Below are 21,640 nucleotides of genomic sequence, written 5' to 3'. Positions count from 1 at the left end.
TTCCTCGCAAATATGATAAAAATATACGCTATCCTTCTTCTGTTAATGGTTGGCTTTCAGGCTTATGCCCAGGAGAAAACCTTGCCCAGGCTGTATCTGAGAAATGGGCCGATCGTTCCCGAAAATAACATTATCAATGCTGGTTCAGGAAAAGGAAACGCCCGGAAAACCGATGGCGTAGAGCAGGTTTTTATCATTATTCAGTTCAGTGGAATCCCATCGGAATCAGATAAAGAAAAGCTGCAAAATGCAGATATAACGCTTTTGGAATACATTCCGGAAAATGCATACACAGCCGTTGCCAACAAAGGGATCAATATGGCGACGTTGCAGAATACAAGTGCAAAGTCAGTGGTTTTCCTCAACCCCGAACAAAAAATCCAGCCCATCCTCCTGACCAACAATATTCCCGATTACGCCACCCATGGAACGGATAAGGTGGACGTCAATATCAGTTTTCCGCATTCTTTTTCTTTTGAGGAAATAAGCCAGAATCTGGCGCAAAGTGGCATTGAAGTCATTTCGGATGCATTAAAGGCGTATCAGATCATGGAAGTCAGGATAGCAAAAGACAGCCTGCGTGCGTTCACGCGTTTTCCATGGATTCAGTACATAGAATTGATCCCGCAGCCGGAAGAGCCGCTGATGGATAAAAGCACAACCACCACCCGCGCCAATGTGCTGCATTCAGCTAAGCTGGCCGGTTACAGTTTGACGGGGGAAGGCGTTGTCATCGGGATCGGGGATTACGGCAACCCAAAACTGCATGCCGACGTTCGGAAAAGAATAATCAGCGACGTTCCCATGGCCAGCAACGCGCACGGACAACATATGACGGGCATTGCGGCAGGGGCGGGGATCATCAATGAAAAATACAAAGGTTATGCACCCAAAGCCCTCATTGTCTCGCGTGAGCACAGTGAGATTTGGAAAAATGCTGCCACGTTGGTGCGGGATTTTAATATGGTTGCAACCAATAATTCGTACGCCCCCGGAGAAGGTGGCGGCGGTTGTCCGGGCTTTGGTTCTTACACATTTTACTCGTATGTGCTGGACAGGCAGGCATTTGAGCTGCCGTTTCTGCAACATGTTTTTGCTGCCGGGAACAGCGGGTTAGCAGCGCCATGTAACGGATTTCCAGGTGGTTATGGGAATGTTTTGGGCGAATATATGTCTGCCAAAAATGTAATCACAGTCGGCCAAACCTACACCGACGGCGTCATTTTCCCAACATCGAGCAAAGGGCCTGTCCAGGACGGACGCATTAAACCCGAACTGACGGCCCCCGGCACGGGCATTGTTTCCACTGTGCCTGTGAATAATTACCAGGCAGGAACGGGAACGAGTATGGCCGCGCCTGCGGTGGTGGGCGGGCTAGCCCTGCTCTATCAGCGTTACAGACAGCTGAATAACCAGAATAATCCAAAAAATGCGCTCATGAAAGCCCTGCTTTGCAACGGTGCGGCAGACCGCGGAATGGGTGGCCCGGATTACAGCTACGGATTTGGGAATATGAATTTGCTCCGCTCAGTGACAATGCTGGACAAAAAGCATTATTTCACGGGAACACTGGCGCATAAGGCGAGCGAAGTGCACCAGATAACCATCCCAGCCAACACAGCCGAGCTGAAAGTAATGTTGTATTGGAACGATCCGGCGCCGTCGATCCTCGCAGGAGGTAAAACTTTGGTTAATAACCTGAATCTTACGCTGACACCAAATGGTTCGTCTGCAAAACTGCCCCAGTTTCCTATGTCTTCGAGCCCGGAAACAGCCGCGATCACGGGCGTTGATTCTGTTAATAATGTGGAGCAGATTGTGATTGAAAAACCTGCGGCTGGCAACTATTCTTTGAAAATCCTGGCTGAGAAAATTCCGGATGGCACACAGGAATATTTTCTGGTTTACGACGTCATCGAAAATGCTACAACGATCACCTATCCCATTGGTGCGGAGCGTCTGGCGAAAGGCGATGTAGTTAACATTTCCTGGGATTCTTATGGCAACAAAACAAGCACATTCAACATCCTTTACTCGTTTAATAATGGTGAATCCTGGACGTCTATTAATCCAAATGTAGCAGCCAATCTTCGGCAACTGGCATGGACGGTTCCTGACGCGACGACCCGTTTGGCTAAAATACGCATTATCCAGAATGAAACCGGCATTACCCGCGAAAGCGACGTTTTCACAATTTTAGGACTTCCCGCGCTCACTTTAAGCCCGGCCCAATGCGAAGGTTATGCGGCTATTCAGTGGACAGCCGTTTCTGGCGCTACGGAGTATGAAGTAATGATGCTCGACGGTGAGCAAATGAAAACCGTAGCGAAAACTACGGAACTAAAATACCTTTTCAGCGGACTGTCAACGGATTCAACCTACATTTTTTCGGTTAGGGCACGGAAGGACACCATTAACGGAAGACGGTCTGTTGCCATCACCCGCCGACCGAATACAGGAACTTGCATTGGCACCATTTCGGACAAAGATCTTAAAGTGGAATCTGTTGTTTCCCCTGCCGAATCGGGAAGAATGTTTACTTCGACCAGTCTTTCGGCGACGCAAAAAATCACAGTAAGGATCAAAAATGTGGATGACCAGCCGACCACAGGCGCTGTACAGGTCGGTTATGCCATTGGAAGCGGCGATCCGCCTGTGCATTGGGAAACTGTCGCTTCCGCTGTTCCTGGCGGCGGTTTCGTTGATTTTACATTCAATAAGGAAGCGAATATGCTCACTCCCGGGTCTTATCCGATGAAGGTTTTGGTAAAATACAGCGGTGACCCGGTGGAAGGAAATAACCTGCTTACCAAAACATTCAAACAGCTTCCTAATCCTGTGCTGACGTTACCTTACTTCCAAAATTTCGAATCCGTTGCAGGTCAGCAGATTATTGCAGATAAGGAGGAAGTGGTTGGTGCCGACGCTTATGTATTTACAAAATCCACTGCGGACGGGCGGTTAAGGACTTTTGTTGAGCCCGTTGCGGCCTATTCAGGATCAAAAGCCCTGACAGTGGATGCTCAAAACGCCACGACCACATCAAACGAAACCAACATTACCGGCACCTACAACCTATCCCAATATAAAATTGATTCGGACGAATTGAGATTGTCTTTTCGGTATAAAGTCAATGGGCCGGATTATAACAAGTCTTACAATGTTTATGTGAGAGGAAGCGAAAATGACTCCTGGATTTCTACTTATGCGCTATTTGTACGGGAGGACGAAGTTACCGACAAGGGATTTTCCTTTGTATCCATTGAACTAAGCAATATACTGAAACAGAGCAGCCAGCAATATTCGGCTACTTTTCAGGTTAAATGGGCACTGGTGGCTGATTATAACAAGCAGGAAGACGGACTTGTTTTGGATGACGTCAGTTTGTTAAAAGCCATGAGCGACCTGGCTATTACGGACATTATAGCTCCCAATATTTCGCCTTGCGACTTCGGCGGACAAAACCAGTTCAGTCTTGTTGTCAAAAACAATGGGGATAGCGATTGCTTTAATGTTCCTGTCCGATATGCCGGAAACCAAAGCGCCAATTACGCAGGCTGGATACCAGTTATCCGTAAAGGCGAAAGTCTGAACATCAGTTATGCCTATCCTTATGACGTTTTTGTGAGCGGCACGCACAATTTCTCTGTTTGGGTTGAGAAGGCCAACGACATCAACAATCACAACGACACGGTGCACGTGGTCCTGCAAACCAGCGGGCAGATCGGGCAGTTTCCGTATCATCAGGACTTCGAAAACGGCGAAGGTGGCTGGTACAGCGAAGGGACCAATAATTCATGGCAGTTTGGCACACCCAATGCCCCCAAAACGAAAGGCGCGGCCAGCGGATCCAAAGCCTGGAAGACAAGCCTGACCGGAAATTACAACAGCAATGAGCTTTCCTATCTTTATTCGCCTTGTTTCAACATTCCTTTTATGCAAAATCCCCGGCTGAGTTTCAGCACATCCATAGACTTTGCAAGTTGTCCGGGTGGCGTTTGTGACATGGCCTATGTGGAGTATAATCTGGGCGCCGGCTGGCAGAGGCTTGGCATGAGCGGAGCAGAAACCAATTGGTATAATGCAGAAACGGGAGGCTTTGGTGTATGGAGTGCGCAGGATTACACGCGCTGGCATGTAAGCACCATTCCACTGCCTATCCATAGTTATCAGACGATCCGGATTCGATTTGTGGTTAAAACAGACGGGCAAAATAACCGGGAGGGTTTGGCTATTGACGACATTCACGTTTATGATCTCGCGCAGGAAATTTTCTCGCAGACGCCCGGCTCCGTGAGTATGCACCAGTCTGGTTTGGTTGCGGATAACTGGAATTTCTTCCTGCAAGATAATCGGCTTCTCGCGGCCATTAACCCGCACGCGCAGGATATGGGCGTAGTTTCGTTGCAGACCTTTCTGAATGACGGCACGATCAAGAACAATAACGGTCAGCATTATATGAACCGGAATTTCATCATTAGCACAACCAATAAAAATCTGTCTAATTTCGTGAGTGTGCGGCTTTATTTTACGGATAAGGAGGTTGAAAAACTGATCGGGGCGCCTGTTGTAAAAAATGTCGAAAAACCGCAATCCGCGTACGAGCTGGGCATTACCAAATATTCCGGTGTGAACGAAGACGGTAATTTGATGAACAACGGGGATGCAACCTGGGCTTTTTATCCAAAAACGGCCATTAGTAAGGTGCCTTTCGGACAGGGTTATTATTTAGAGTTTAAAACCAAGACATTCTCCGAATTCTGGTTTGGTAAAGAATTCGTTGGCACGGGAACACCATTGCCCGTTGAACTGATCGGCTTCTCAGCCAAGAAAGTCAATGCTGCAGATGGCTCAGATCATGCCCGGCTCGACTGGAAAACGGCGTCTGAAAAATCATTCAGTCACTTCGAAATCGAAATGGCCGAGGGAAATCAGAAGATGCTGAAAAACGAGTTTGTAAAAGTGGCAACGCTGAAAGGAGCGGGCGAATCATCCGTGCAAAACACCTATACATTTACGGACCGTTCTCCCAAGGAAAGCGTCATTTACTATTATCGCCTGGCCCTGACCGATACGGATAAAAGTGTTCGTTACTCGGCCGTTCGCGCTGTAAATTTCGTGCAGCAACAATCCTGGCGCGTTTTCCCTAATCCTTCCGACGGCAAGTTCAACATTGAGTTCAAGGCAAATAAGGGAGAAAATATGAAGTTTAATGTACATGACCTCAACGGCAAACTGGTCAGAAGCGCCGTGGTTAATGCAACTGGCTCAGTGCAGAAGCAGGAAATATTGCTTTCGCCGAAGGACATCAGCTCCGGTTTGTATCTCATTCAGGTTATATCAAAGGACGCTGAACAGACATTTAAAGTCATTATGAAATAGCGAATGCAGCGTTTGCCTCGCCATTTGTAAGCCTAATATGTTGCTTGTCGAAATTTGCGAATGGCTCAATGCGTATTCAGTTATTTTGCAGGTTTAACCGGCAATATGAAATCATTCATTGCTTCGCCCCGTTACGATTTGCCAAAACGACTGCTCAGGCATTTCCTGTTCTGGCTCGCCTATTATCTGTACGACGGGCCCATTTCTTCTATCATCGAACAAGATCCGGCCGCACGTATAGCGATAGCAGCGATGGCGATGCCCGTGAAAATGATCGCAGCATATTTTACATTGTATCTGTTACGGCGCATTTACAACGAAAAAAGTGATCCTGTCCGTTTTTATTCATATCTCGTTCTCTCCATCATATTTTTTGGTTGTCTGCAGCGGACGGTCAGTTACACGGTCATTTACCCGCATTTTTATCCCAACGGCACCAGCGTCCCATTGTTTTATCCGCCCAAAGTGATCATTGAAACGTTTGGCGTTTATTCCGTTGTGGCCATTGTGGTTGTGGTGCATCTGGCGAAACAATGGTATGTAAGTCAGCAGGAAAAACAGCAGCTGCGAAACGAAAAGCTGGAAGCAGAATTGAAGTTGCTCAAAGCGCAGATCCATCCGCACTTTTTGTTCAACACACTAAATAACCTTTATTCCCTGACAGTTACAGAATCGAAAAAAGCGCCGGAGATCGTCTATAAGCTGTCGCAATTGCTGAGTTACATGCTTTACGACAGCAACAAAACGACCGTTCCTTTGCAAATGGAAATTGACTATATCGAGAATTACATTACGCTCGAAAAGATCCGTTATGAGGAGCGTCTGGATGTTTCTTTGAATGTTTTTAACAACATTGACCACATCAGCATTGCGCCGCTGCTTATTCTGCCTTTCATAGAAAACAGCTTTAAGCACGGCTTTATTAATGAAATTGGAAAAGTTTGGGTTAATATTGATATTTTAACAAGTGATAATCAGCTTATTATCAAGGTTGAAAACAGTAAAGGCAAAATAGAAGCCGATGCTGCGAAGAGTGCGGTGGGTGGCATTGGATTGCTCAATGTTAAAAAACGCCTCGAACTGATTTACAAAGATCGTTACGACCTGCACATTGTGGATGAGGAAACCTACCTGATCATTCTGAAAATCAAACTCTAACTAGCCCTATGAATTGCCTGGTCGTAGATGATGAACCGTTAGCATCCGATTTGATCAAATCCTATATTGAGCGTGTGGACGGCCTGGTGCTTGCAAAGTCGTGTTCAAACGCCGTTGAGGCAATGGCTTACCTGAATGCACATCCGGTTGACTTGCTGTTCCTGGACATTCAAATGCCCAAAATTACCGGAATTGACCTCATGAAGTCGTTGTCGATTAAAACGAAAGTCATTTTCACCACCGCTTACCGCGATTATGCAATAGAAGCATTTGATCTGGATGTGGTTGATTATCTGTTAAAACCAATCACATTCGAACGGTTTTTTAAAGCAATCAGCAAAGTTTTTAATTTCAAAGCGCCCGAAGGGCAATTGGCCACGGACTATAACCTGCTCCACAATTTCGAAGCTTCTTACATTTTCCTGCGCGCTGAACGTGAGATGGTTAAGGTTTATCTGAAAGACATTCTATACATTGAAAGTCTGCGGGATTATGTGCGGGTGAAAACCTTGAACAGCCAGATCATTTCCTACAACAAGATCAGCTATCTCGAACAGAAGTTGCCCGAAAACAAATTCATCCGCGTTCACCGCTCCTACATTGTGCCATTTGACCAGATCATCACATTCACGCCGCAAACCGTTAAGATAAGGGAACACCTGATCCCGATCGGGCGGAACTACAAAAATGAGACGATCAAAGCACTTAATAAATTCAATGTGATGCAATCCTGAATTCAGCCTTTTGCAAAACCATTGCCTGTCCGACAAACGCCTTTTGTAAGTGTAATGCATTGTCTGTCGAAGGAGGAATTCGCTGGTCCAATAGTCCGTTTCTGTATGTTGTTTTTTGATTGATTTGTATAAAAACATGCGCTGTACCATGCTACGGCGATCATTTTTATACTCATGGCGAAGATCAAGATCCAGATTAATTCAAGCACTTACCAACCCGACGTAGATCCGGAAATGCCGCTGCTCTGGGTAATCCGTGATTTCGTAGGGCTGACAGGCACAAAATACGGCTGTGGAATCGGGCAATGCGGTGCCTGCACTGTCCACTTAGATGGTCACGCCGTCCGTTCATGCACCATTCCCGTAAGCGCGGTCCGAAATCAAAAGATAACCACCATTGAAGGGCTTTCGACCGACGGAAACCATCCATTGCAAGTGGCCTGGAAGGAACGGGATGTGCCTCAATGCGGATATTGTCAGGCCGGTCAGATCATGAATGCTGCCGCACTTTTAATGCAAAATCCCCAACCTTCGGATGCAGATATTACGATTGGCATGTCGGGTAATTTATGTCGCTGCGGCACTTACCAGCGCATTCATCAGGCGATTAAGCAAGCATCATTAGCCAGAAAATAATCAACCAAATGCAAAGAAGAGATTTTATCCGTTCCGCCGGCCTCCTCAGCGGCGGGCTTGTTCTTTCAATTAATGCTTCTTCCAACGGCATTATAGTCTGCAAGCAGGGAGCGACGGCTCCCGGAATTTTAGGGGATTTTATCAAAATCAATAATCAGGGCGATGTCCTTTATCAGTTTGTAAAGCATGAAATGGGGCAGGGTGTTTCTACTGCCATGGCCCAGATCCTGGCAGAAGAACTTTGTGCGGATTGGGAAAAAGTGACCATAGACTTTCCCCGAGCCGATATGAAAAGATATCAGAACGATAAAAACGGAGGGCATGACACGGGCGGAAGCTGCACGATCATTTACCAATGGGACCTCTTGCGCAATGCAGGCGCCGCCGCAAGGGAAATGCTCATCGCTGCAGCCGCCAAACAATGGAAAACGCAAGCCGAAAATTGCTATGCCGAAAACGGTTTTGTCTTGCGCAAAGGATCTTCTAAAAAGCTGTCATTTGGAGAATTAGCCAGCGCTGCGTCCGAGGAAGCAGTCCCGACGGAGGTTAAACTCAAGGAACCAGACAAATATCAGCTCATAGGCAAGCCCAAAACGGCCAAGCTCATTCCCGGCATCGTGACAGGCGAGATCAAATACAGTCTGGACGTGAAAGTGCCTGGCATGTTGTATGCACTCATCGCCCGCTGCCCCGTTTTCAAAGGCAAGCTTAAAAATTTCGATGCTACGGAAGCTATGAAAGTTCAGGGCGCCAAAAAGGTTTTTAACACCAAACCCATTGCAGGATTGCAAATGAATGCGCCTTATATGCCTTATGATATCCGGGAAGGCGTTGCGGTTGTGGCCGATTCTTTCTGGGCGGCTAAGCAAATGCAGGCAAAGCTCGTCATCGAGTGGGACGACGGCATCAATGGTAACCTGAGTTCAGAGGATTTTGAGAAAATGGCCTGGAAAAAGGCGACGCACCGTACCGATCCGACAGGTTACACCGGAGATGAGAATGCCGTCTCCAATCTGGGGCACATCCGGAAGACATTGCGCGCATCATATGTGTATCCGCAGCAGCTGCATTCCTGTATGGAGCCGCTGAACTGCACAGCGCACGTCGGGGAAAATGATTGCGAAATCTGGATCGGATCCCAGGCACCTCACCTGATCGACAACGAAATACGCCGCGTGTTCGGGTTTTCCAGCGATCAGATTAAAATCAATTTGTTCCCTTCCGGCGGTGGTTTTGGCCGCAGATATTATCCCGATATGGCTTTGGAGGCTGCATTTATTTCCAAAGAAGCGGGTCATGTGCCTGTGAAAATGGTTTGGACGCGAGAGGACGACCATCAATGCAATTTGGGCCATCTTTACCAACATATGGAGTATCAGGCCGCGCTTGATAAGGAAAATAATCTGTACGCCTGGTACGAAAAGGAAATCAGGACTTACACCTGGGCCGCAAAATACACCGATCCCAAACTCCCGTCCATGGCCTATGACATTCCCAATGTTCGTTACGATTTTGAGGACATGATCGACGAGGAACTTGTACATTCTTCGGCCTGGCGCGGTGTGGATGGTCACGGGCGGTTTTATGGGGAATGTTTTATCGATGAAATTGCCGCAGAACTGAAAAAGGATCCGCTGGAATTCCGCTTGTCACTATTGAAAGGCGGTCGTGATGTGTTCGTGGGCGATGCAGAACCAGTGCATGGTTCGAGGATTTTGAATGTATTGAACCTCGCCGCGGAAAAGGCGAAATGGGGTGAAAAGTTGAAACCGGGGCAGGGAAAAGGTATTGCAGTGAGTCCTTATGGAAACAATTATTGTGCTGTGATCGCGGACGTTACCATGCAGGACCAAAAATTAACGATCAACAAAATCACCATTGCGGTGGATTGCGGCAGGGTTATCAATCAGTCGGGGGTGGAAAATCAGCTTATCGGAGGCATTGTTTGGAGCTTAACGGCGCTGTATTACGGTGGTTTACCGATCAAAAATGGGCGCGCAGTGCATACCAATTTTCATGAAAACAAATTGCTGAGAATGTATGAATGCCCGCCGATGGAAGTTCATTTTGTGGCCACCACTGAGGACAAGCCGGGTGGCGTAGGGGAGATTTCGAGCCCGCTAGGCGTCCCTGCTGTCCTTAATGCCATTTACGCGGCATCGGGCAAACGGATCAGGAAAATTCCACTTGCATTGCACGACATTACATCGAGTTAAATGCTGCAATGAGCACTTCAGTATATCGAAATAACCAAAATATTACTCTGTTGCCAGCTTCTTGCCCTGCGCTTCCAGAATGAGTTGCAGATCAGCACTTTCTTGGGTGACGTGGGCGTAAGACCCTTTGCCGATCTGGCTTAGCTTTTTAAGTTTCTGGCCTGTGTGTGCATTTCTGCCAAATGTTAAAATGGTCAGGTAAAGGTCCTGGCGCGCATTTTGGCCGATCATTTGCATCACTTCATCACTGACCGGAAATTCGCCATCTGTGGCGAGAATGATCCGGTTATTCCCGCCGCGGATGTATTGTTTGTTAGCCGTCTTATATGCCAGCCGTATTCCCTCATTACCGTCCGTATCCCCATCTGACTGCAACAGATCGATCATTCTTGCGATTTCCGCCGATTTGGAACCCGAGGTTGGTTTCAACACAACGCGCGCTTTGCCGGAATACAGCACAATGGAAATCTGGTCTTCCGGCCGCAGTAATGTCAACATGGATTTGATAGAATGTTTCAGCAGCGGCATTTTGTAAGGCGAGTTCATGGAGGAAGAAACATCCAGCAAAAGCACCATATTGTTGGCGGCAAACCCATCCAATGATCGTGTAACCTGCTGATTTGTAATGGCTCTATCCACAAAAACAGTGTCGACACGGAGGCGCTCGACGTAAACAGTGTCGGTTTTTGGCTGCAAAACTTGCGTCGTAATGGAAGCTGCCGGGTTTTCGGTTGGATTCGCTTGATTTTTAGATTTTCCTGCGGCAGCAATCTCAGGGTCAGGATCGTTAACCGCTTCTTTCCGGATCGGTTCAGGCTGCGTCGCTTTAAGTGGATTTGTTGCTTTTGATTTGTCAGTTCTTGCAAAAACAAACAAATCGGGCTGGTTAACGACTTTGAGCAAACCGCCTTTCGACAGTTCAACGAACTTGTTGTATTGATAAACCAGCTCATTGTTGTAGAAATAATAAAAGGACTCAAACGGGTGCCGCGTGGAGCTTGGCGAAACGTTTTTTACCTTCTTCGTCAACTCGGCAAACCGCGCCGAATTACCGGCCAGATCTTCATAGGGCGAATAGGGGCAAAGGCCATTACTGCGACCATAACGCTGCAATCCCTTCAAATTCTGATATTCGTCAGCGATCAGTTGCTGCGCATCGTCTTCGATTTTTACCGTGGCTGGAATTTCGGCAATTTCCTGCCTTAATAATGCTTTGACACCGAACAGAACATCCCGGTCATCGTCCATTGTGTTTTGTAAAGCCTTGCCGGCAACAATCCACGAATTTTTCGGATCCGCATTTGGATAAACTTCGAAAATGCGGCGGACGTCATTATAAAGCTGTTCTTTCTTTCTATCAAATGTGTCAAAAAGCGTCAAGTAACGATCTAGTATGGCATCCGACCGCTGCAATTGATCATTCAAATATTGCTTTTTGGAAGTGTAAGCAATCAGTTCGATGCTCAGGTCATCCATTTCTTTCAGCACATTCATCAGGACTTCGGTTTGCCTGTTGATAGCTGCACGATATGGCTCGGGGACAGTTGCACTCGAAGTCATTAACAATGCATAAGCCGATGCCGGGATCTTGAATTGGTCATGCGAATATGCCAGGTTGGCGCGGGAACTACTTTTACCCGGGGCGCGATAATATTCAGCAGAAGATTGATAATTGCGGAGTGTTAGCTGCAACGAGTGCATTTGTTGCAAAGATTCATTCACGAATTCAATGTAGTCGTTCAATGTGCGAATCAACGCTGGCGAAGCAGGTGCGCTGGCCTTTTTTATGTTAAAAGATAAAAGTGGTTTGTCTTCAAATGGCGCAGTCTCGGCTAGTTTCCTGGCTGTTTTCGCAGCTTTCTCTTTCGAAAAAACCGGGGAAAATGCAGGATAGTAAAGCAGCCGCCGCTGGCTTTGCGCATAATTGACGAAAGACTTATGAAATGCCAGCAAATCCTGATTGAACTGGTTCATTAACAGCATATAAGACTCATTGCCATGCTCAGCAGATTGTTTTGCTGCAAATGTGTAATTATCAATCGCCCTGCTCTTTAACGATTGCATGGAGGCAATGGCCGATTTAAATGAACTCAGCATATCCGAAGCCGGATATTCCAGCTTGGCCTGCGTGTTGCCAATGGTTACTAAAAATTTTTCATCAGCCAGCATACTTCGTCGCACAGTTTCAACAGGCCAGTCAGCACGGTTTTCCTCATCGAGATAATAGGGCAGCGAGTCCAGTAACTGATGCTGGCTGAGGATCACTTGCTCCATCGCTTTTTCGGTAACCAGGTAACGATCAGTCGCCGAGTAGGGTTGACGCTTCCGATATGCTTGCTGCACTTGCAGATAAAACGCATCCTTTTCCTGACTAAACTGCTCAAACATTCCCTGAATTTTCGTAACATATTCGTCGGATTGTTTCAAGTTATCGTTCTGATAGGCTTTCAAATGAACATGCGTTTCCAGTTGTTTGCAGGCCATATCCAAGTCATTCAGCAACTCCCAGATTGCCCGCGCGCCTTTGTTCAGCCGGTCCATCTCCGCGCCTGCCAAACCATTCCCCGATAATGCTTTCTTGAAATAATACTCTTCCAAAGGACCCGAAGATGGCAGCCTAAGTGCAGAAACAGGCTTTTTCTTGTATTGATTTACCTCAGCCTGATAATCTGCCAACATTTTAAAACGCCCGATCAGCACTTTTGACGACTCGTCTAAAAACGTTACATAATGATTAAGCGATTGAATGGGAGCCTCCGTTTGCGCACGAACTATGGAGTATCGGGCAACGGAAATGAAGAGGAGCAGCAAACAAAATTTCATGTTCAATAAAGTATGCGGTGTATAGATTTTTGATGAACGAATGTCGGAAAATTCGTGGAAAAATGTTGTCCCGGCTTTTGGATACAACCTTCCCTGATTTGGATACATGAAGTTTTTTATCGTACGGTAGTTTTGTCATGTACTAAAAGCACAAAAAGATGAGCATTAAAAAAGTTAATTTAGGAAGCCAGGGCTTAGTTGTGCCCAATATAGGACTTGGTTGCATGGGCATGACCCAGATTGCGGGTGCAGACATTTACGGGAAAGCAGATGAAGGCGAGGCAATCCGAAGCATTCACCGCTCCCTCGAACTGGGTGGAAATTTTCTTGACACCGCAGACCTTTACGGGCCACTATTGAACGAACGGCTCATTGCCAAAGCCATCGAAGGCAACCGCGACAGTTACATTATCGCCACCAAATTTGGTTTTGAAATTGATGATAACGAGCAGCTTACCTGGAAATTCAATGGTAAAGTGGATTATGTCAAAAAGTCCATTGAGCGGTCATTGAAAAATTTAGGAACAGATTACATTGACCTGTATTATCTGCACCGCCTGGATCCCGAAGTGCCTGTTGAAGACACCGTAGGCGCAATGGCTGATCTGGTTAAAGAAGGAAAAGTTGGCTATCTTGGACTTTCGGAGGTTTCGTCCCAAACGCTTCAAAAAGCACACGCAACGCATCCGATCACGGCATTGCAAACAGAATATTCACTGTTTGAAAGGACGGTTGAAGAGGCAGGCATTTTGGATACATTGCAGCAATTAGGCATTGGTTTTGTGGCGTATTCGCCGCTGGGACGCGGATTTATTTCCGGTGAGCGGATCAAAAGCCCGGACGATTTTCCTGCTGATGATTTCAGACGTTCAATCCCGCGTTTTCAGGGCGAGCAGTTTTACAAAAACCTGGAACTGGCAGAAGCGATAGAAAAGATGGCTTTGGAAAAAGGCGTGACGGCTTCTCAGCTTGCGATTGCCTGGATCATTGCAAAAGGCCATTTGCCTATTCCCGGCACGAAGCGGGTAAAATACATTGAAGAGAACATTGCAGCCGCAAACATTGTATTAACTGAAACGGAAGTGGCAAACCTGGAAAGCATTGTACCGCTTGGCGTTACGGGAGCGCGTTACGACGAAGCGGGCATGGGCTGGATTGACGAATAAAATATGAAAAAGCAAAGAAATAATCCTTTGGTAATCAGCTCAATCGGCGAAATCCATCGCATGTATGGGATCAAGGAAATAGAGCATCCGATGGTGAGCGTTGTGCGGTTTGATGAAATCTTCAATTCTCCCGTCGATATGAGCGACGGCTGCGTGCTGGATTTTTATATGATCGCTGTTAAGAAGGATTTTCAGGGTAAGGTCCGTTACGGGCAGAGTTACTATGATTTTGACGAGGGCGTTTTATCATTCATTTCTCCCGGTCAACTTTGCTGGGAGGAACGGAATGACCGCCCTTGCTCTGGATTTATGCTGATGTTTCATGCCGATTTTCTGCTTGGGTATCCGCTGGCGAAGGAGATCAAAAATTACAAATATTTCTCCTATGCGGTCAATGAGGCACTTTATTTGTCCAAAAAGGAAGAAAATGTGATTTACAATATCCTGGAAAATATTGAGCAGGAATACAAGGCCAATATTGACAATTTCAGTCAGCGCGTCATCATTTCGCAGATCGAAGTGCTGCTGAATTACGCCGACCGTTTCTATCACAGGCAATTTATAACCCGCAAAGCCGCGCATAGTGATCTGCTTGTGAAGCTCGAAGAACTGCTGGACGAACATTTCAATAATAACGCGAATCTCGCATTGCCAACGGTGAAGGATGTTGCGTTGAAACTAAATGTTTCACCCGATTATCTGAGCGACATGTTGCGTACGTACACGGGACAGAATACCCAGCAACACATTCATAACAAGCTCATTGACAAGGCCAAAGGCATTCTAAGTACCACAAATTTATCCATTGCCGAGATTGCCTATCAACTGGGATTTGAGCATCCGCAGTCTTTCAATAAAATTTTCAAACGCAAGACCGCACTTTCCCCATTGGAATTCAGGCAGTCATTCAATTGATTTTTAATTTGATATTGCGCAAATATTTTCTGACCGTCAACATTTGTAAATGTTTTGGGTGAAAAGTTGGAACAATTTTGCATTGTACCAAACAAACAAAGCAAACAATGGCAACGAAAGTATTTATCAATTTACCGGTTAATGACTTAGTGAAATCCAGGGCGTTTTTCACTAAGCTTGGTTACAGTGTCAACGAGCAATTTTCGGACGAAAACGCGGCCTGTTTGGTTATCAGCGACAGTATTTTTTGCATGCTGCTGACCAATGACTATTTCAAAACTTTCACAAACAAGCCGGTTGCCGATGCGACAAAAACCACTGAAGTGCTTATTGCGCTGGACGCGGCATCGCGCGAGGAAGTGATCGATCTTGTAGCAAAAGCCGAGGATGCCGGCGCCTCAATTTACCGGGAAGCGCAGGATCACGGTTGGATGTATCAGCATAGTTTCGCTGACCTCGACGGGCACCAGTGGGAAATCATTTATATGGATGAATCTCAGACCCCTGAATGATGGTTAAAACAGAAATGGAGGTGTTTTTTAAGAAAGTCAGCCAATACACGCAGTTGACCCAGGAAGCGGAAGCGGCCTGGGCCAAACTGCTTGTGAGGAAAGTGTATAAAAAAAACGATTTCCTGATATCGGAAGGACAGGTTCCGCGCAAAGTCTCGTTCATAGCAGAGGGCTTGTTTTCCCAATATTTTACGGCGTCCGACGGGAATGTAGTTATCAAAAAATTTTTCATGGAGTCTCAGTTTGCTGCTTCGGTAGTGGCCATGCTGAAAAAAGAACCGAGCATTTTTACTATTAAGGCATTGGAGAATAGCGTGGTATGGGAATATGACTTTGCCCAATTTAAAAAGCTGACCTTGGAATATGAAGACATTGCGGCATTCTATATCAGTTACATGGAGCTGCATTGGATCATCGAAAAGGAGCCGCTTGAAATCTCATTTCGCTACGACACGGCCAGTGTCAAGTACGCCCATTTTTTGCGTTCGCATCCGGCATTGGAGGATCGGCTAAAACAACATGAAATTGCTTCTTACCTGGGCATTACGCCTACACAGCTCAGCCGTATCCGCTCCCAAAAATAATCTTCAGGCATCAACATTTGTAAATGATCAGGTTTTTGATGTGCGCTAATTTTGGCCATATCAAATAACAGGAAAATGAAAAACGCAGAAAACAACGATGCAGCGTCGTTCAGGCTTACCAGTCCGCTGATTTTGGAGCCAGGCCAGGGCGAAACGTTAACAGGAGGTGATGCTTCTTGTGTTTTTAAAGTAACAAGTGAGGTGTCGGCCGACCGGCTGGGTGTGTTTGAAATAACCCTTGAACCCCACACAATGGGCGCAACGATGCATTATCACCGGTTTATCGACGAAACATTCATTGTAATACAAGGAATATTGACGGTTCAATCGCTGGATAAAGTGTATGCATTACGGGAAGGAAGCGTTGCTTACGTGCCCAGGCTCTCGCCGCACGGTTTTTCTAATACGTCGGACATGCCGGTAAAATTAATGCTGGTTTTCAATCCGGCTAAAAACAGGGAAGCGTTTTTCAGGAGCCTTTACCAAATCAGGAAGGCAGCCGGACCGGACGCGAATGAAGCCATGTTGAGATTGCTGTCCGAACACGACAGCCATTCTGTTGAATAAGCATAATCGTCCCCCGTTTCGCCGCAAGAGAACAATTCTGTATAGTCCCATGGCAGGACGTGGTATTTATTTATGCTATTCAACGGTTAAGTTATCTCTGCATTCTCCTTTATAGATTATAAAATAATAATCCTAAACCCAGAATGCATGAGAAAGACCCGAATAGCCGCAGTACTTGGCTATATTTTATTCCTATTCAGTACATTACCAATTCCTTCTGTTTCAGCCCAGACAAAACCCGCCGAAGCCTTCACGTTGAAAGACGGCGACCGTGTTGTTTTTCTCGGTAATTCAATTTTTGAAAATGATTTCCAATACGGCTATCTCGAACTGGCCCTTACCACACGTTTTGCGGATAAAGGTGTGACATTCAGGAACCTGGGCTGGACGGGTGACAATGTTTGGGGAGAGGCCAGAAGCACTTACACCAATCCGCCGACACCTTACGAGCATTTGATGGAAGACATCACCAAAACGCAGCCTACGGTTGTTTTTCTGGGTTACGGAGGTGTGGAAGCGCAGGGAGGACAAGCAGGCGTGCCGCATTTTAAAGAAGGTTTGAACAAGCTTTTGGACAAAATCGAGGAACTGGGTGCAAAAGCGGTTTTGCTCTCCACGATCCCGGTCGTTTCCAGCGACACCGCACAGCGTATCGACCAGCGCAATGCCGATCTTGAATTGTATTCCAAAGCCATTTCAGAAGTTGCGACGCAGCGGAAGAAGCAGTTTATCGACATTTACAACCCCATTTTGAACACCAGCAAAAAGGAGTCGATCATTGAAAATACGGTGCATTTGAATGAGCTGGGTTATTACTATCTGGCAACCACGCTCGAAAAAGCACTGGGTTTGGATGCTGCGAAAGCAACAACTGCTATTGCCATTGCAAACAACAAGGCCGAAGTTTCCAACGGACGCTCTTTAACTCCTGATAAAGAGGGTGTTTTGGCTAAATTCGCGGTCGACAATAACTATCTGCCATTGCCTTCGCCGAAATCTGCCAGCTGGATCGTTGACAACGCACGGATTGTGAAAATATCCGGTCTCAAAAAGGGTTACTACACATTGGTGTCTGAAAACAACGAAGTGGCCTCGGCTTCTGCCAAGGATTGGGAAAAGGGCGTTGAAATAAAGCAGGGGCCGCAATTTGCCCAGGTTGCCGAAATCCGCAATATGATATTGAAAAAGAATGAGTTACACTTTTTTCAATATCGTCCTTTGAACCAAACCTACATCATTGGTTTCCGCCGCTACGAGCAAGGCCGTCACGTGAAAGGACTTGAAGAACAAAACATCCTTATCAAATGGCTCGAAGGCCAGATCATTCTCAACAGCGAGCCGAAAGAAGTGTTGTATGAGTTGAGGAAAATGGATTAACGCATTAATACAGGCATTTATCAAAAATTATACAGGCAGTTGCGAGCTGCCTCCAAAAATATGAAAGCAACCAAGTTACTATACGGAGCGACGCTTATGGCGACGATCCTGCTTACGACCTCTTCTAACAAGGTTCAGAATATTAAAGAAGATCCTGATCCCGATGTTCAGAAAGAACTGGCTTCCTTCAAAGTAGCCGAGGGATTTGAGGTGACATTATTTGCCTCAGACCCGATGGTCGCCAAGCCCATCCAGATGAACTGGGACGCGGAAGGGCGGTTATGGGTGGTCAGCAGCACGGTTTACCCGCATTTGAAAACGGGAGAATCTGCGAATGACAAGATTTTTGTTTTGGAAGACACGGATGGCGACGGTAAGGCTGATAAGTCAACCGTTTTCGCCGAAGGACTCATTCAGCCAACCGGAATTTTGCCGGGCGATGGAGGTGTTTATGTGGCCAATTCAACCGAAATCCTGCATTTTTCCGACACAGACGGAGATGGTAAAGCAGACAAAAAGCGTCGCGTGCTGAACGGTTTCGGAACGGGCGATACGCACCATTTGATCCATACATTTCGCTGGGGACCAGAGGGAAGAATGTATTTTAACCAGTCGATTTACATTTATAGCCACGTGGAAACGCCATTTGGCATAAAACGGCTTGAAGGAGGCGGGGTGTGGGCGCTTAACACGCGTAACCTGGACATGGAAGTGTATGCAAAAGGCCTTGTGAATCCCTGGGGGCTGCAATTTGATCGCTGGGGACAATCATTCCTTACAGATGGAGCGGGCGGCGAGGGCATTAACTATGGCTTTCCAGGGGCAACATTTGTAACAGCTCCGGGTGCAGCCCGCATTATGCGCGGCCTCAATCCGGGCCAGCCAAAACACAGCGGTCTGGACGTGGTTTCGGGTACACATTTGCCTGATGCATGGCAAGGCAGAATGATCACCAACGACTTCCGTGCGAACCGTATTAACAGCTTCAAACTCGAAGAACAAGGCGCAGGATACGCGTCCAAACAGGCCGACGACCTGATGTGGACGGATAATGTAGCGTTCCGCCCGGTCGATATCAATGTGGGTCCCGATGGCGCGATATACGTGGCCGACTGGTATAACCCAATTATCCAGCACGGTGAAGTGGATTTCCACGACCCGCGCCGCGACCAGCAGCATGGCCGGATCTGGCGGATCGTGGCTAAGAACCGTCCGCTGGTTACCAAACCACAACTGGCCAAAGCCAGCACAACCGAACTTTTGGAGTCATTGAAATTACCCGAAGAGTGGACGCGCTTGCAGGCTAAGCAGGTTTTGAAGGCAAAAGGCGCCAAGGAAGTGGTGCCTGCTTTGGAAAAATGGTTGCAAGGTTTGGATAAAAATGATGCGAATTACGAACATAATTTGCTGGAAGCGCTTTGGGTTTACCAGACGCTGGAAACATTCAATCAGCCGATATTACTGGAATTGTTGAGTGCAAAAAGTCACAATGCGCGCGCAGCAGCATTGCGTGCGCTTGAATTGTGGTTTCCAAAGGTTCAAAATGTGCCCGCATTGCTTGGTAAGGCCGTAAAAGACGAGCATGCACAAGTAAGAATGGAAGCGGTGATCGCATTGCGAAAAACCAAAACGGCTGATGCTGCGAAGAATGCTTTATCGGTTCTGGACGGTCAAATGGATGAATTCCTCGATTTCGCATTGTGGCAAACGGTGAGGGAATTGGAGCCGATCTGGCTGGCAAAACTGAAAACGGATCCAAACCTGCTGGGCGATGCCAAGAAAACGGCCTATGCATTGAAATCGGCGACAAGTCCTGAGGCTGCCACGCTGCTCGTTCAGCTTTATCAAAAAGGCCAGGTGCCTGAGGATTATCAGAAAGATGTGCTCACCAGCATTGCTAGCTTAGGACAGCCAACCGACCTGAATATGCTGCTGGATCTGGCTTTGACAAATAAAGATAAGAATGTTGCTGCGCAGCTGGCCGCATTGGAAGACGCTGCTGGCCAGCGGAATGTGAAGCCGGATAAATCGCCGGAACGCATTGCGAATTTTATAGGGAATGACGACGAAGCCACAAGCCTGAGCGCGATCCGGTTGATCGGCCTTTGGAAATTGACCCAGCTGAATGATCGTCTTACCGGCCTGATCCAAACTGGAACGCCAAATACCAAAAGAGCGGCACTGGCGTCTCTGACGGCCATTGATAAAGAAAAAGCGACGAAACTAACGGTTGACATGACCGGTGCCAAAAACACGCCGGAAGTGCGGATGATCGCCGCAGCGCAACTCGCCAAGCTCGACCCGAAAGAGGCAGCACGGATAGGAACAGAACTCATGCGGACATTGCCAGCGGACACGGATATGAGCGACCTTTTCATGGCATTTATTTCCACAAATCCGGGCGCTGCTGCATTGGCCGATGCCATAGCAGCCAAGAAAATCCCGGAAGCCACGGCAAAAGCAGGTCGCAGACTCGTACAAACCCGCGCGGGTTGGACGCGCCAGAACATCGATGAAATGCTGGCTCTGAAAAAAGCGCTGGAAGCGTCAGGCGGCTCGATGCCAACACAGAAAATGCCACAGGATTTGAACGATGATCAAATCGCCGGACTCGCCAAATTGGTCAGAGAAAAAGCTGACCCTGCAAAAGGAGAGCAGATTTTCCGCAGGGCCGAAGCCAGCTGTACAACATGTCACGCCATTGGCGGCGCAGGCGGTTTGATAGGGCCGGATTTGAGCAGTTTGGGGACGAGCTCGCCGCCTGAGACCATTATCCGTTCTATTTTGTATCCTAATTTGTCCATCAAAGAAGGTTATGATCTGAAACGGGTTGTGAAGAAAGATGGCTCAGAAATGCTGGGTTACCTGGCCAGCGATGGCGCTTCGGAGGTGATTATACGCGACGTGACTGGCAAGGAAGTTTCAATTGCCAAAAGCCAGTTACAAGTGATGGAAAAAGTCCCAGGCTCCCTGATGCCTCCCGGCCTCACCGCCAGCCTCGACCAGACTGAGTTTATCAACCTCGTTGGCTTCCTGACAAAAATGGGAGAGTCAGGCGACTTCCGCGTCCCTAACACAAGGTTCGTAAGACGCTGGGAAAGCGTCACTGCCGACAAGCAAACAGCCAGCAAAATGAGCGAAGGTGCATTCGCCATAACCAAAAATGCAAAAGTCACCTACGCCCCGATTTACAGCAAAATCTCCGGCGAATTGCCACTAGACGAAGTGCCCATTGTAGAAACCACAGCTGGCAAATCATTCAGCATTGTACGCTTCGACATCGAGGTGCTCACCAAAGGCAACGTGACATTAGCCTCCAACATTTCAAACGGAATCAGTGCATACATTGCAAATAAGCCCGTAAAAATGTCTGGCGACAACATTACAGCGGCGCTTACCCCAGGAATTCAACAGATCACGCTGGTGATTGACAGGGGAGTGGTGAAGGACGGAGGTTTGAAGATGGAGTTGAAGGATGCTGACGGCGGAGCGCAGACCCGGTTGCGGATGGGGAAGTGATGGGAAGTTTAGAAAACAGCACCAAATAAGCAAGAAGCAATTTAAATGAAG

At 47.2% G+C, this 21,640-nt stretch carries 13 protein-coding genes; 12 read left to right on the top strand and 1 reads right to left on the bottom strand.

Annotated elements, in window-relative coordinates; genetic code table 11:
* The first annotated feature begins 12 nt into the window (after positions 1-12).
* The 5 genes from NFI81_RS06815 (at position 13) to NFI81_RS06795 (ending at position 10,126) form a co-directional block, all read left to right on the top strand.
* On the top strand, positions 13-5,382 hold the full coding sequence (locus tag NFI81_RS06815) for a S8 family serine peptidase (RefSeq protein ID WP_234613273.1): 5,370 nt from the start codon (positions 13-15) through the stop codon (positions 5,380-5,382).
* A gap of 105 nt (positions 5,383-5,487) precedes the next feature.
* On the top strand, positions 5,488-6,540 hold the full coding sequence (locus NFI81_RS06810; protein WP_234613274.1) for a sensor histidine kinase: 1,053 nt from the start codon (positions 5,488-5,490) through the stop codon (positions 6,538-6,540).
* Between the two features lie 8 nt (positions 6,541-6,548).
* Positions 6,549-7,274, top strand: coding sequence for a LytR/AlgR family response regulator transcription factor (locus NFI81_RS06805; protein ID WP_234613276.1), 726 nt, complete (start codon positions 6,549-6,551; stop codon positions 7,272-7,274).
* A 174-nt stretch (positions 7,275-7,448) separates the two neighbouring features.
* A complete protein-coding gene (locus NFI81_RS06800; protein ID WP_234613278.1) occupies positions 7,449-7,910 on the top strand; it encodes a (2Fe-2S)-binding protein in 462 nt (153 codons plus the stop codon).
* Positions 7,911-7,918: 8 nt separating this feature from the next.
* Positions 7,919-10,126: a xanthine dehydrogenase family protein molybdopterin-binding subunit gene (locus tag NFI81_RS06795; protein ID WP_234613279.1), complete on the top strand. Its 2,208-nt coding sequence runs from the start codon at positions 7,919-7,921 to the stop codon at positions 10,124-10,126.
* Positions 10,127-10,168: 42 nt separating this feature from the next.
* Here NFI81_RS06795 and NFI81_RS06790 read toward each other — a convergent pair whose 3' ends face one another.
* Positions 10,169-12,949 (bottom strand): vWA domain-containing protein, encoded by a 2,781-nt coding sequence (locus NFI81_RS06790; protein WP_234613280.1) that lies wholly within the window; start codon positions 12,947-12,949, stop codon positions 10,169-10,171.
* Positions 12,950-13,107: 158 nt separating this feature from the next.
* Here NFI81_RS06790 and NFI81_RS06785 point away from each other — a divergent pair, with 158 nt between their 5' ends.
* The 7 genes from NFI81_RS06785 (at position 13,108) to NFI81_RS06755 (ending at position 21,589) form a co-directional block, all read left to right on the top strand.
* Entirely contained in the window at positions 13,108-14,115 is a 1,008-nt protein-coding gene (locus NFI81_RS06785; protein ID WP_234613281.1) for an aldo/keto reductase, read from the top strand.
* 3 nt (positions 14,116-14,118) lie between these two features.
* Positions 14,119-15,030 (top strand): helix-turn-helix domain-containing protein, encoded by a 912-nt coding sequence (locus tag NFI81_RS06780; RefSeq protein WP_234613282.1) that lies wholly within the window; start codon positions 14,119-14,121, stop codon positions 15,028-15,030.
* Positions 15,031-15,137: 107 nt separating this feature from the next.
* Positions 15,138-15,542 (top strand): VOC family protein, encoded by a 405-nt coding sequence (locus NFI81_RS06775; protein ID WP_234613283.1) that lies wholly within the window; start codon positions 15,138-15,140, stop codon positions 15,540-15,542.
* On the top strand, positions 15,539-16,126 hold the full coding sequence (locus tag NFI81_RS06770) for a Crp/Fnr family transcriptional regulator (protein WP_234613284.1): 588 nt from the start codon (positions 15,539-15,541) through the stop codon (positions 16,124-16,126). Before NFI81_RS06775 ends, NFI81_RS06770 begins: the two co-directional genes overlap by 4 nt.
* 75 nt (positions 16,127-16,201) lie before the next feature.
* Positions 16,202-16,693 carry a cupin domain-containing protein gene (locus tag NFI81_RS06765; RefSeq protein ID WP_234613285.1) on the top strand — a complete coding sequence of 164 codons (492 nt, stop codon included), beginning with the start codon at positions 16,202-16,204 and terminating at the stop codon, positions 16,691-16,693.
* A gap of 147 nt (positions 16,694-16,840) precedes the next feature.
* On the top strand, positions 16,841-18,070 hold the full coding sequence (locus tag NFI81_RS06760) for a GDSL-type esterase/lipase family protein (RefSeq protein WP_234613286.1): 1,230 nt from the start codon (positions 16,841-16,843) through the stop codon (positions 18,068-18,070).
* Between the two features lie 60 nt (positions 18,071-18,130).
* Positions 18,131-21,589 carry a PVC-type heme-binding CxxCH protein gene (locus NFI81_RS06755; protein ID WP_234613288.1) on the top strand — a complete coding sequence of 1,153 codons (3,459 nt, stop codon included), beginning with the start codon at positions 18,131-18,133 and terminating at the stop codon, positions 21,587-21,589.
* Positions 21,590-21,640 lie beyond the last annotated feature (51 nt).

Source organism: Dyadobacter fanqingshengii (assembly GCF_023822005.2).
GTDB classification, from domain to species: Bacteria; Bacteroidota; Bacteroidia; order Cytophagales; family Spirosomataceae; genus Dyadobacter; species Dyadobacter fanqingshengii.
Note: the sequence above shows the minus strand (reverse complement) of the source record. Positions and strands in the feature narration are given on the sequence as shown.

Coding starts and splice junctions, on each gene's coding strand:
- NFI81_RS06755 (WP_234613288.1), top strand. CDS start 18,131: ATGAAAGCAACCAAGTTACTATACGGAGCGACGCTTATGGCGACGATC.
- NFI81_RS06805 (WP_234613276.1), top strand. CDS start 6,549: ATGAATTGCCTGGTCGTAGATGATGAACCGTTAGCATCCGATTTGATC.
- NFI81_RS06795 (WP_234613279.1), top strand. CDS start 7,919: ATGCAAAGAAGAGATTTTATCCGTTCCGCCGGCCTCCTCAGCGGCGGG.
- NFI81_RS06790 (WP_234613280.1), bottom strand. CDS start 12,949: ATGAAATTTTGTTTGCTGCTCCTCTTCATTTCCGTTGCCCGATACTCC.
- NFI81_RS06810 (WP_234613274.1), top strand. CDS start 5,488: ATGAAATCATTCATTGCTTCGCCCCGTTACGATTTGCCAAAACGACTG.
- NFI81_RS06815 (WP_234613273.1), top strand. CDS start 13: ATGATAAAAATATACGCTATCCTTCTTCTGTTAATGGTTGGCTTTCAG.
- NFI81_RS06765 (WP_234613285.1), top strand. CDS start 16,202: ATGAAAAACGCAGAAAACAACGATGCAGCGTCGTTCAGGCTTACCAGT.
- NFI81_RS06770 (WP_234613284.1), top strand. CDS start 15,539: ATGATGGTTAAAACAGAAATGGAGGTGTTTTTTAAGAAAGTCAGCCAA.
- NFI81_RS06785 (WP_234613281.1), top strand. CDS start 13,108: ATGAGCATTAAAAAAGTTAATTTAGGAAGCCAGGGCTTAGTTGTGCCC.
- NFI81_RS06800 (WP_234613278.1), top strand. CDS start 7,449: ATGGCGAAGATCAAGATCCAGATTAATTCAAGCACTTACCAACCCGAC.
- NFI81_RS06760 (WP_234613286.1), top strand. CDS start 16,841: ATGAGAAAGACCCGAATAGCCGCAGTACTTGGCTATATTTTATTCCTA.
- NFI81_RS06780 (WP_234613282.1), top strand. CDS start 14,119: ATGAAAAAGCAAAGAAATAATCCTTTGGTAATCAGCTCAATCGGCGAA.
- NFI81_RS06775 (WP_234613283.1), top strand. CDS start 15,138: ATGGCAACGAAAGTATTTATCAATTTACCGGTTAATGACTTAGTGAAA.